Annotated in this window: 10 protein-coding genes and 1 tRNA gene; 2 read left to right on the top strand and 9 right to left on the bottom strand. The window is 74.9% G+C overall.

The genetic code is table 11. The features are described from left to right. The first annotated feature begins 50 nt into the window (after nt 1-50). A complete protein-coding gene (locus OG559_RS27605; protein ID WP_405108987.1) occupies nt 51-704 on the top strand; it encodes a hypothetical protein in 654 nt (217 codons plus the stop codon). Nucleotides 705-762: 58 nt separating this feature from the next. Here OG559_RS27605 and OG559_RS27600 read toward each other — a convergent pair whose 3' ends face one another. From OG559_RS27600 to OG559_RS27560, 9 genes are all read right to left on the bottom strand, one after another. Next, a complete protein-coding gene (locus tag OG559_RS27600; protein ID WP_405108985.1) occupies nt 763-948 on the bottom strand; it encodes a hypothetical protein in 186 nt (61 codons plus the stop codon). 78 nt (nt 949-1,026) lie between these two features. Then, nucleotides 1,027-1,224: a hypothetical protein gene (locus tag OG559_RS27595; protein ID WP_007071112.1), complete on the bottom strand. Its 198-nt coding sequence runs from the start codon at nt 1,222-1,224 to the stop codon at nt 1,027-1,029. A gap of 114 nt (nt 1,225-1,338) precedes the next feature. Next, complete coding sequence (gene selB, locus OG559_RS27590; protein ID WP_405108982.1) at nt 1,339-3,117, bottom strand: selenocysteine-specific translation elongation factor; 1,779 nt, start codon at nt 3,115-3,117, stop codon at nt 1,339-1,341. Between the two features lies 1 nt (nt 3,118). After that, a complete protein-coding gene (selA, locus tag OG559_RS27585) occupies nt 3,119-4,417 on the bottom strand; it encodes an L-seryl-tRNA(Sec) selenium transferase (protein ID WP_405108979.1) in 1,299 nt (432 codons plus the stop codon). Nucleotides 4,418-4,441: 24 nt separating this feature from the next. Beyond that, nucleotides 4,442-4,537 (bottom strand) — tRNA-Sec (locus tag OG559_RS27580). Between the two features lie 68 nt (nt 4,538-4,605). Beyond that, on the bottom strand, nt 4,606-5,733 hold the full coding sequence (gene nrfD / locus OG559_RS27575) for an NrfD/PsrC family molybdoenzyme membrane anchor subunit (RefSeq protein WP_405108976.1): 1,128 nt from the start codon (nt 5,731-5,733) through the stop codon (nt 4,606-4,608). Continuing rightward, nucleotides 5,730-6,773 (bottom strand): 4Fe-4S dicluster domain-containing protein, encoded by a 1,044-nt coding sequence (locus tag OG559_RS27570; protein WP_405108973.1) that lies wholly within the window; start codon nt 6,771-6,773, stop codon nt 5,730-5,732. The genes nrfD and OG559_RS27570 overlap by 4 nt, the downstream gene beginning before the upstream one ends. Then, complete coding sequence (gene fdh, locus OG559_RS27565) at nt 6,766-10,095, bottom strand: formate dehydrogenase (protein WP_405108970.1); 3,330 nt, start codon at nt 10,093-10,095, stop codon at nt 6,766-6,768. The genes OG559_RS27570 and fdh overlap by 8 nt, the downstream gene beginning before the upstream one ends. Nucleotides 10,096-10,538: 443 nt before the next feature. Continuing rightward, on the bottom strand, nt 10,539-10,853 hold the full coding sequence (locus OG559_RS27560) for a MazG-like family protein (RefSeq protein WP_405108967.1): 315 nt from the start codon (nt 10,851-10,853) through the stop codon (nt 10,539-10,541). A gap of 184 nt (nt 10,854-11,037) precedes the next feature. Here OG559_RS27560 and OG559_RS27555 point away from each other — a divergent pair, with 184 nt between their 5' ends. After that, nucleotides 11,038-11,982, top strand: a complete 945-nt coding sequence (locus tag OG559_RS27555) for an acyltransferase domain-containing protein (RefSeq protein WP_405108964.1) — start codon at nt 11,038-11,040, stop codon at nt 11,980-11,982. The last annotated feature ends 54 nt before the right edge of the window (nt 11,983-12,036 follow it).

Genomic DNA, 12,036 nt, shown 5'->3' with positions numbered 1-12,036 from the left:
GTGAGAACGGTCGGGTGGGTGGGCGGCGGCGATCGGGGTATCCCCGGGGTGTGGCAGATGCGCGGAGGACGGCACGGGCCCTGCTGGACCGGCAGGGCCGCACGTACGCGGAGGAGGCCGGCATCCGGCTCGCCGACCGGCCCGGGCCGCTGTACCAGCTGCTGGTGCTGACCATGCTGCTGAGCACCCGGATCCGGGCGTCGGTCGCGGTGGCCGCCGCGCGGGAGCTGTTCGCCGCCGGCTACCGCACCCCGCAGGCGATGGGGGCGTCCGGCTGGCAGGAGCGGGTCGACGCGTTGGGCCGGGGGCACTACCGCCGCTACGACGAGCGGACCGCCACGATGCTCGGCGCCGGCGCGCGGCTGTGCCTGGACCGGTGGCACGGCGACCTGCGCCGGCTGCACCGGGAGGCCGGCGGGAACCGGCCCGCGCTGCGACGGCTGCTCACCGAGTTTCCCGGCATCGGCCCCACCGGCGCGGACATCTTCCTGCGCGAGGCGCAGCAGGTGTGGCCCGACGTTCGCCCGTACGCCGACCGGCGGACGCTGGCCGGGGCGAAGCGCCTCGGCCTGCCGGCGAACCCGGACGGGCTGGCCGGGCTGGTCGGCGGCGGCGACTTCGGCCGGTTCGCCTCGGCGCTGGTCCGGGTCGCCCTCGGCGAGGAGTCCGCCCGCGAGGTCGACCGCACCGCAGCCGCCCGCTGACGCCCCCGGTCCGGCGCACGCCCGTACCCGCCACCGGCGCCGCGGAGTGGGCCGGCGGTCATTTGGTCGCGCTGTCGCCCGGCTTGGTCAGGTGCCAGGCCAGGGCGGCGGCCAGCACCGCGAGCACCACCACCCCGGCGGAGACCCCGCCGCCCTCGTCGGGGCTGCGACCCTTGCTGCCGAAGTAGATGACCGCGAGGCCGGCGAGCACCGTCACGACCGTCCGCATTCCTCGGTCCTTCACGCCCCGAACGGTACGGAGACGACACCGACCCACACTCCGGAAACGGGGACGGTTCCCCCGGACGAGGGGGTGGCCGGCTCAGTCGGTCTCCAGGTCGTCCAACGAGATGGCGTGGGTCATCAACCAGCGGGCCAGGGCGGCCATCCCGAACAGCCACAACGGGGCCGACTCGGTGGGGCCGTTGGTGGCGAAGACGGCGAAGCGCAGGTCCGGCGCCCGGTAGGCCTCGATCCGCCACCGGTGGCTCTTGTCCCGCCAGACCGCCGAAGGGTCCATGCCGCCACGCTAGGCCTGATCGGGGCCGCGGCGCGGCGGAACCCCCTCCACCCGTGATCGTTCGCCGTGGACGGAGGCGACCCGCCGCAGGAGGCCCCCGCGACGGTCAGACGATCATGAAGCGGCGACGCCGGGCGGGGCGACGACCGTGCGGGCGTCGTCGGGCAGGCGGCGGGTGACGCCCCGCCGGTCCAGCAGCTCCAGCAGCGGCACAGCGACCCGGCGGGTCGTGTCCAGGGCCTGCCGGGCGGCGCTGAGGGTGAACGGCTGCGGCAGCCGGGCGAGGACCCGGGCCGCGTCGTCGACCGCGCCGGGCAGCAGCACCACGTTCTCCGCGAGCCGCAGCAGCGCTCCCGCGCGCACGGCCGCTCCGATCTCCCGGGGCCCGAGGCCCAGGCCGGCGAGGCGGTCCGCCCCGGGGGCCTGGAACGGGCGGTCGCCGTACTCGGCGCGGACCCGGGCCACGGCCCGGGCCACCGGCTCCGGCAGCGCGTCCCCGGCGTCCGCGCCGACCCGGCCGGCGCGCACCCGCAACGGCGGGCGGACCAGCACCTCCACCAGAGCCCGGTCGGGCAGGTCGAGGCGCTGCCGCAGCACGTCGACCGGGACGCCCGGCTCCAGCGGGTGCGCGGCGACGTACCGGGCGGTCTCGTCGGCCAGCCGGGCGGCGAGGGCCCGCCAGTGGCCGGGGTCGGCCAACCAGTCCCCGGCGACCGGGGTGGCGGTGGTGACCGGCACCCCCATCCGGGTCAGCTCGCCCCGGCGGACCAGGAGCCGGCGACGCAGCTCCCCGGCCAGGTCCGGCCGCCCGTCGAGGCCGGCAAGCACCCGGGCCCGGGCGGCGGCGGCCCCCCGCCGGGTCAGCGGGGGCGGGGCCACGTCGAGGACGGTCGCCCCACCGGCGACGTGGTGACGGCCGGGGTCGCGCAGCAGCGCCCGGTCGCCGACGAGCAGCGGCAGCGGGCGGACCAGCCGCAGCCGGGCGGTGTCCGGGCCGAGCGGGCGGACCCGGGCGGTGACGGCTGCGGCGCCGACGTGCAGGGTGAGGGTGGCCGGCAGGTCGGCGGCCGGGTCCCCGGCGACCCGCACGTCGAGCAGGTCGGTGCGGCGGAACCGACCGGGGGTGAGCAGGGCGTCGCCGCGCCCCAGCCGCTCGCGGGGCACGTTGCGCAGGTTCACCGCCACCCGGGCCACCGCGTCGACCCGGCCGTGGGGCGCGCCGAGGCAGTGCAGGCCACGCACCCGCACCGGCTCGCCGGTGTCGGCCAGTTCGAGGTGGTCACCGACGGACAGCCGGCCGCCGCCGAGGGTGCCGGTCACGACCGTGCCGCTGCCCCGGACGGTGAACGACCGGTCCACCCACAGCCGTACGGGGGCACCGGCCGCCGGGTCGGGAAGCCGCGCCACGAGCCGGTCCAGGGCGTCCCGCAACTCGGGCAGGCCGGCCCCGGTGACGGCGCTGACCGCCACGGCGTCCACGGCTCCCAGGGAGGTGGCGGCGATCTCCGCGCGGGCGTGCGCCAGCGCCGGCCCCGGATCGGCCAGGTCCGCGCGGGTCACCACCAGCAGCCCGTACGCCACCCCGAGGGCGTGCAGCGCCGCCAGGTGCTCGGCCGACTGGGGCATCCACCCCTCGTCGGCGGCGACGACCAGCAGGGCGGCCGGGGCGGGGCCGACGCCGGCGAGCATGTTCGGCACGAACCGCTCGTGGCCGGGGACGTCGACGAACGCCACGGTGCCGCCGGAGGGCAGCGTGGTCCAGGCGAAGCCGAGGTCGATGGTCATGCCCCGGCGCCGCTCCTCGGCCCACCGGTCGGGCTCCATCCCGGTCAGCGCCCGGACCAGGGTCGACTTGCCGTGGTCGACGTGCCCGGCGGTGGCCACCACCCACACGTCAGGCGTCCACGGGCACGGACAGGACCGCCGCGCGCAGCGCGTCGTCGGCGGCGACGGGGACACAGCGCAGATCCAGCAGCAGCCGCCCCTGGGCCACCCGGCCGAGCACCGCCGGCGTGCCGACGCGCAGCGGCCCCGCGTACCGCTCGGGCAGGGCCAGGGCCCACGAGTCCAGCTCGACGCCCGGCGCGCCGCCCCCACCGACCACGGCGACGGCGGGCACCACCTCGGCCTTGCAGCCGTCGGCAGCCAGCCGGTCGCGCAGCCCTTCGGTGCGCTGCCGCAGGGCCGCCGGGCCGGCGTGCAGCGCGGCCCGGGTGGGAGTGTCCGGGGTGTGCAGGGTGGCCGCGAGGGCGGCCAGGGTCAGCTTGTCGACCCGCAGGGCGCGGGCGAGCGGGTGCCGGCGCAGTCGCTCGACCAGGTCGGCGTCGCCGAGCAGCAGCCCGGCCTGGGGGCCGCCGAGCAGCTTGTCGCCGCTGGCGGTGACCAGCTGGGCGCCGGCCCGCAGGGTGCTGGCCGCGTCCGGCTCGGCGGGCAGCAGCGGGTCTGCGGCGAGCAGCCCGGAGCCGATGTCGGCGACCACCGGCACGCCGAGGGTGGCCAGCCGGTCGACGCCGACGGCCCGGGTGAAACCGGTGACCACGAAGTTCGACGGGTGGACCTTGAGCACGAAGCCGGTGTCGGGGCCGATCGCGGCGGCGTAGTCGGCCAGGCTGGTGCGGTTGGTGGTGCCCACCTCGCGCAGCCGGGCACCGGTGCTGGCCAGCAGTTCCGGCAGGCGGAACCCGTCACCGATCTCCACCAGCTCACCCCGGCTGACCACGATCTCCCGGCCGGCGGCGAGCGCCGTGGCGGCGAGGACCAGTGCGGCGGCGCCGTTGTTGACCACGTGCACGGCACCCGCGTCGGGCACGGCGGCGGCGAGCGCGTCGAGGGCGTCCCGGCCTCGCCGGGCCCGCCGGCCGGTGGTCAGGTCAAGCTCCACGTCGGTGTGCCCGGCGGCGGCCACGAGGGCGTCCACGGCGGCGGCGCAGAGCGCCGCCCGGCCGAGGTTGGTGTGCAGCACGACGCCGGTGGCGTTGAGCACCACCCGAGGGGCCGGCGCGGGCAGGGCGGCGAGCACGGCGTCGCGTACCCGCTCGGGGGTGATCTCGCCACGGCGGGCGCGGTCCTGGGCGGCGACGATCGCGGCCTTGACCCGGCTACGGCCGAGCGTGGCGACGGCCGGGGCCAGCCGTGGGTCGGCCAGCAGAACATCCGTGCGCGGCACCCGCCGCCGTGGATCGGCGTCGCGCATCGCGTCCTCTCCAATGGGTCTGCCTGGCGGAGACGGACGGGAATCGAACCCGCCTGGCCCGGGTACCGGACCACACCGGTTTTGAAGACCGGGAGGGGCACCAGCCGCCTGAACGCCTCCACCGGCTATTCGATCACAGCGCCCGCCCGGCCGCGCGGGAAGGGCCTCAGCGTCCGCCGGGAGGGGCCTCAGCCCTCGACGGCGGGGCGTTCCGCCTCGCGACGGCGGAGCCGTTCGCGCTGCGGGACGACCGTGTACTTCGGGTCGCGGGCGGAGGCGACGCCACCGTGGAAGATCCCGAACCGGGTGGCCACGGACGCGGCGAGCAGCGCGGCGCCGGAAAGCCCGGACAGCACACGGCTGCGCCGGCCGACGAGCGCCCCGGCCACCCCGGCGGCGGTCAACGCCCGGCCGGCGCGCAGCAGCCGCCCGGGAGTGCCGGTGCGGTAGGGCTCGCTGAGCAGGCCGAGCCGGTGCTCCACCCGGTGCGAGCCCCACAGCTCCAGGGCCGCGCCGGCCACCGCCATCCGCCGGGCCGGGCCGGCCTGATCGCCGGGCGCGGCCAGCAGGCCCACGCCGGCGCCGCTGGCCAGGGCGCTGCCCGCGAAGATCATCGGCAGTTCCGGGTACGCCTCGTGCCACGACGGCACGGCCGTGCCGGCCAGCAGCACCCCGGTGTACGTGGCCAGGGCCGGCGCGGTCGCGGCGGCGACCAGCCCAGCGGCCTGCCCGACCGGGGGCAGCAGCCTGCGGCCCAGCCCGAGCACGCCCCGCTCGGGCAGCCACGGCGCGGCCTCGGCGACGGCGGCGACCCCGGCTGCGGGGCCGAACACCGTGAGGATCCAGGTGCCCACCGACATCGGAGAGGTCAGCTTCGCCACCCGCAGCATGTGGTGGAACCGGTCCGGCCGGCCCAGGTCGTTGACGAGGAAGTACGCGCTGGCGCTCACCGCGGCCAGCGAGGCGAGCCGGCCGGCACGGCGCAGCGCCGGCCGGCCGGTGAGCTGGCCGCCGGCGGCCAGCAGCGACGAGCCCGCGGCCAGCCCGCCGGTGAACAGGTACGCCGCGATGTCCCACTTCCACACCGGCGGCTTGAGCACCGGCCGGCCGTAGTAGGAGGTGAACTCGGCCGGTGGGACGTTGAGCTGTTCCCCGCCGCCGCGCCGCCCGCCGCCGCGCCGCCGCTCCCCGGAGGCAGCCGAGCTGGGCTGGTCGGGGGTGAGGTCGGTGGGGACACCGCCGGGCCGGCCGGTGGCGTCGAGGCGACCCAGGAAGCGGCGGAACCGGTCACCCACCGGGGGACGGTGCGGGCTCACGAGGAACCTCCGACGAACGAGGCGACGGCAACCGCCGCCATGGTCAGGGCGGCCAGCCCGGCGCGCTTCCACATCCGGGGCAGGTCCCGGGTGGTGACCACCGGGTCCGGGGGCAACCCGTACACCTCGGGCTCATCGAGGAGCAGGAAGAACGCGCCGTCGCCACCGACGCCGTCGGTGGGGTCGTGGCCGTAGAGCTGGGCCTCCGGCACCCCCCGCTCGTGCAGGGTGGCGACCCGCGCGGCGGCCCGCTCCCGCAGTTCGTCCAGCGGGCCGTACTGGATGGACTCGGTGGGGCAGGCCTGCGCGCACGCCGGGGTCTGCCCGGCGCCGAGCCGGTCGTAGCACAGGGTGCACTTCCACGCCCGGCCGTCGTCCTTGCGCTGGTCGATCACCCCGTACGGGCAGGCGGAGATGCAGTAGCCGCAGCCGTTGCAGATGTCCTCCTGCACCACGACCGTGCCGAACTCGGTGCGGAACAGCGAGCCGGTGGGGCAGACGTCCAGGCAGGCGGCGTGGGTGCAGTGCTTGCACACGTCCGACATCATCAGCCAGCGGAAGTCGGTGCGCTCGGCCGCGCCGGTGGCCCGGCCGGGCGGCTGGGCGCCGGGCATGCCAAGGAACTCGGGGCCGGCGGCCATCCGGGCGGCGGCGACCGGATCGCCCGGCGGGAGCCCGGGTTCCGTGCCGGTGTCGTCGGCCGTCCCGGCGGCCACCGCCGCCGACGCGGCGCTCACCGACCCGGCGGTGGGATAGCCGGCGAACGGCGGGGTGCGGTGCCCGGCCGGGACGGGCTGCTCGACGAACGCCACGTGCCGCCACGAGTTCGCGGTCAGCGCGCCGGTGTTGTCGTACGACATGCCGAGCAGGTCCAGCCCGGAGCCCGGCACGTCGTTCCACTCCTTGCAGGCCACCTCGCACGCCTTGCAGCCGATGCAGACGCTGGTGTCGGTGAAGAAACCCATCCGGGGGCGGGCGTCGGTCCAGCCGGCGTCCGGGGCCGGGTCCAGCGGTCCGTAGAGGCTGTTGGCGTCAGGCATCCTCGCCCCTCTTCTCGCCCGACGACGCCCCCGCCGAGCGTTGGTCGGTGCTGCCGGCCGCGTCGTCGCCGCCCGCCGCGTCGGTGGTGACCATCGGGATCCTCCGGTCCACGGTCATCCCAGCCCGCAGTCGGTACTCGGCGACCAGACCCAGCAGCGCCGGCCCGGTGGGACGCCGGCCCGGCCGCACGTCGCAGGTGCCGACCTTGCTCTCCTGGATCAGCACGTTCGGGTCCAGGGTGATGCCGAACAGGTCGTTGGCCGAGTCTCCGGTGACCAGCCCCTCGGTGCCGAAGTGGTACGGCAGCCAGAGCTGGTGGATGATCCGCCCGTCCACCCGCAGGGGGGTGAGCCGGTCGGTGACCAGCACCCTCGCCTCGATCACCGCCCGGCCGCTGACCAGGTGCGCCCAGCCCAGGTGGGCCAGCCCGACCTCGGCGGCCAGCTCCGGGGACACCTCCACGAACATCTCGGGCTGCAACTCCGCCAGGGGCCGCACGGTGCGGCTCATCCCGCCGGCCGTGTGGTGCTCGGTGAGCCGGCTGACCGTGAACACGTACGGGAAGACGTCGCTGTGCGCCTCCGGCGGGCTCGGGTTCATCGGGTTCACCGGGTGCTCGTAGACCTTGCGGGTCGGGTTGGCCTGCTGGCCGTACATCGGGTTGCGCATCGGGGACTCGGCCGGCTCGTAGTGCGTCGGCAGCGGGCCGTCGAGCACCCCGCGAGGCGCGTACAGCCAGGCCTTGCCGTCGCTCTGCATGATGAACGGGTCGTCGCCGGCGATCCCGTCCGGCCCGGACGTGCCCTCCGGCGGACGGTACGTCGGCGGCTTGTTCTTCTCGAAGTCCGGCACGTCGTAGCCGGTCCACTCCGCCTTCTCCGGATCCCACCAGACGTAGCGCTTACGTTCGCTCCACGGCCGGCCCTGTGGGTCGGCGGAGGCGCGGTTGTACAGGGTGCGACGGTTCGCCGGCCACGCCCAGCCCCACTCGGCGGCCACCCAGTCCTGCTCGTGCCGGGACTTGCGCCGGGCTGCCTGGTTGACGCCGTCGGCGTACACGCCGGTGTAGATCCAGCAGCCGATCGCGGTGGAGCCGTCGCTACGCGCCTCGGTGAACGCGGACAGCGGCCGGCCGGAGGCCGTGTCGTAGCCGTTGATCTCGCGCAGCACCGCCTCGGCGCTGGGCTCGGCCAGGTCACCATGGGTCGGGTAGTCCCAGGCCAGGTCGAGCAGCGCCCGGTCGCGCCGGTGGGGGGAGCCGGCCAGCTTCTCCCGCAGCTTGCGGCCCAGGTGGTAGAAGAACCACAGTTCGGAGCGGGCGTCGCCCGGCGGGTCGACGGCCTTCTCCCGCCACTGAAGCAGCCGCTGGGTCTGAGTGAAGGTGCCGTCCTTCTCCACGTGCGACGCGGCGGGCAGGAAGAACACCTCCGTACGGCACTCCTGCGGCACGATCTCGCCGGTGGCCACCTCGGGGCTGTTCTTCCAGAACGTGGCGCTCTCGATCAGGAACAGGTCCCGCACGACCAGCCAGTCGAGGTTGGCCATGCCGAGCCGCTGGGCCTTGCCGTGCGCGGAGCCGACGGCCGGGTTCTGGCCGAGCAGGAAGTAACCCTTGATCTTGCCGTCGATCATGTTGAGCACCTGCTGGTACGTGCCGTGGTCGCCGGTCATCCGGGGCAGGTACCCGTAGCAGAAGTCGTTGTCCGGCGTCGCGGCGTCACCCCAGTACGCCTTGAGCAGGCTCGCCGCGAACGCCCGGGAGTTGCCCCAGAAACCCTTCTGGCCGGGGTGGCGGATGCTGCCCACCCAGTCCTCGAAGGTCTCGTGGTCGGCGTGGTGCGGCATCGGCAGGTAGCCGGGCAGCAGGTTGAACAGGGTCGGGATGTCGGTCGAGCCCTGGATGCTGGCGTGCCCGCGCAGCGCCAGGATGCCGCCGCCCGGCCGGCCCATGTTGCCCAGCAGGGTCTGGATGATCGCGCCGGTGCGGATGTACTGCACGCCGACGCTGTGCTGCGTCCAGCCCACCGAGTAGACCAGCGCGCCGGTGCGCTCCCGGCCGGAGTTCTCCGTCCAGGCGCGGGCCAGCTCGAGGAACCTCTCCTGCGGGATCCCGCAGACCCGCTGCACCATCTCCGGGGTGTACCGGGAGAAGTGCCGCCGCAGGATCTGGTAGACGCAGCGCGGATGCTGCAACGTCTCGTCCCGCCGGGTGCGCCCCCGCACGGACGCGCCATGCGACTCGTGCTGCAGGCCGGCCGCGCTGTCCCGTTCCTTCCCGGTGTCCTCGCTCCCGGAGTTGCGCTCCTGGCCCTCGTACTGCCAGCTCGACTGGTCGTACGAGGCGGTCTCGGTGTGGTAGCCGGAGAAGAGGCCGTCCAGGTCCTCGGTGTCGACGAACTGCTCGCTGACGATCGTCGCCGCGTTGGTGTACGCCAGCACGTACTCCCGGAAGTCCAGTTCGTTCTCCAGGATGTACCGCACCACGCCGCCGAGCAGCGCGATGTCGGTGCCCGCCCGGATCGGCAGGTACGTGTCGGCGACCGCGCTGGTCCGGGTGAACCGGGGGTCGACGTGGAAGACCTTGGCGCCGCGCTTCTTGGCCTCCATCACCCACTGGAAGCCCACCGGGTGGGCCTCCGCCATGTTGGAACCCTGGATGACGATGACGTCAGCGTTGACCAGGTCCTGCTGGAAGTCCGTCGCGCCGCCGCGACCGAAGCTGGTCCCCAGACCGGGGACGGTGGCGGAGTGTCAAATGCGGGCCTGGTTCTCGATCTGGAGCGCCCCCATCGCCGTGAACAGCTTCTTGATGAGGTAGTTCTCCTCGTTGTCCAGCGTCGCCCCGCCCAGGCTGGAGATGCCCAGCGTGCGGTTCAGCGGCCGACCGGCGTCGTCGACGTCCTCCCAGGTCTCCTCGCGGGCGGCGAGGATCCGGTCGGAGATCATGTCGACGGCGGTCTCGAGGTCCAGGTCCTCCCACTCGGTCGCGTACGGCCGGCGGTAACGGACCGTGGTCTGCCGCAGCGGGCTGGTGACCAGCGCCTTGCTGGCCGAGCCCTTCGGGCAGAGCCGGCCACGGGAGATCGGGCTGTCCGGGTCCCCCTCGATCTGGGTTACCCGCCCGTCGGTGACGAAGACCCGCTGGCCACAGCCGACGGCGCAGTACGGGCAGACCGACCGGGCCACCCTGTCGGCGGTCTCGGTGCGTGCGGTCAGCGCCGCCGAGCGGGCCGACTGGGCGGCCACGCCCCGGCCGAGCGGGTCGGTGCCGGTGAGCTGCCGGTAGACCGGCCAGCCCTGGATGAAGGTCCGCAGACCCATCCGGAGCACCCCCTCCCCCGTTCGACGGACGCTGACCTCCTGAACATAGGGCAGGCCGGCCCGGGTCGTGTGCCCGGCCCGGATCTTTTCGCCGTGCGGAACCCGCGGGTCACCGGTCCGGGCGGTTCGACCGGGGCGAGGACGGCCCGCCCCGTACGGGTCTCCGCTGGGCCCGGGACACGAAACCGCCCCCGACCGTTGGGCCGGGGGCGGTTCGGTGTCGGTGTGCAGGTCGCCTCTCGGCGCGTGGCACGACGCGGCTCCAGCCGGACGGTATTCCGCGAAGGCAATTCAGGTGAGGCCCGGGGACACTGAGCACACCGACACTTGCTACAACCTACCCACCCCACGGGCTGTTCCAGCCGTCCGGGGTAATCCACCTCACTTGCTGACCGCTCGCCGCTGCTCGGGTGGACGCCGCCGCGCGCCGCACCCGGAGGCGGTCACCCGGCGCCCGTGCGGGCGCGGACCTTGGCGGCGCAGGCGTGCAGCAGAGACCGCGGGTCGAGGCCAAGGCTCTCGATGGCCACCAGTGCGGTGAACGCCACGTCGGCCAGTTCGGCCGCGACGTCCTCGCGGCTGTGCGTCACCCCCTTGCGCGGGTTCTGGCCCAGCGCCCCGATCCACGCCCCGGCAACTTCTCCGGCCTCCTCGGTCAGCTTGAGGATCCGGCAGGTCAGCTCCGCGTCCCCGGTGCCGTTGGCGGCGTCCAACCAGCCCCGCGACGCCTGCACCGAATTCCAGATCGACTCGTCCATCGGTCCAGTGAACCCGACAAGGGGAACTTGAACGATTCAGACTCGCCTACGACGCCAACGCGAACCGGCCCGGACCATGCTGGCCGCCGGCGGCGGCGAGATGAGCCGCTGGGTGAAGCGGACCGGGTCGCCGTGGCGGGATCTGCCCGGTGGAAGACGCCGACCGGCCGGTAGGGTCGTCCGCGTGGATCTGGACGACACCGCCGCCCGGCTCGGGGTACCCGTCGAGGACGTCGCCCGCCTGCACCGGCTCGCCGGCGACCGGCCGTCGGCTCCGCTGCCCGCCAAGGCCGACGCGCCCGCGATCCTCGACCGGCTCGCGGTCCGGCCGGACGACGCCGCCGAGATCATGGCGGGCTGGCCCGACCCGCACTCTCCGCTGTGGACTCCGGAGCTGCGCTGGCTGCTCGACCGCTCGATCGCCCTGGTCCGCGCCGATCTCGGGGGCCACGGTTGGCTGTCGCCCGGTCCGGCGCTCCCCCGCGAACGGGGCCCCGCCTGGCGGCATCTCTACGTGTACGCGTACCTGGCCCTGGTCGACGTCGTCACGGGATACCACCGCGATCACGGCATCGCCGCTGCCGTGTCGTGGGCGACCCTCGCGGACCTGGGCCGCAACCTCGCGATCGACCGGCGGATGCACCGCGAGGGCTGGCCGGTCATGCAGAACTGGCTGACGCTGCACGCGCGCGGCGGCATCTACGAGCTGGGCCGGTTACAGCACCAGCGCGGCGGCACCGCCATCGACCTGCACATCCCCGAGTCGGGACCGATGACCCCGGAAGCGGTCGCGGCGTCGCTCGACGAGGCCCGCGCGTTCTTCCCGCGCCACTTCCCCGACGAGCGCTACACGGCGTTCTCCTGCGGCTCGTGGCTGCTCGACCCGCAGCTGCTGGAGTACCTGCCCGGGGACTCCAACATCGCCCGGTTCCAGCAGAGGTTCGAGCTGGAGCCCTACGAGGAGCCGGAAGGGCTCAACGCCGACGTCGAGGTGCTGCGGTTCGTGTTCCGCACCCTGACCACGCCGCTCGACCGGCTGCCGCGCCGCACCGTGCTCCAGCGCGCGATCGTCGACCACCTGAAGGCCGGCCGCCACTGGCACGTCCGCCGCGGCCGCTTCCCGATCTAGCCCTGGCACAGGTGGCCGACCGCGACAAGGCCCCGGCCGGCCCCTTCACGGGGC

The organism is Micromonospora sp. NBC_01405, assembly GCF_045040155.1.
Lineage (GTDB): Bacteria > Actinomycetota > Actinomycetes > Mycobacteriales > Micromonosporaceae > Micromonospora.
Note: the sequence above shows the minus strand (reverse complement) of the source record. Positions and strands in the feature narration are given on the sequence as shown.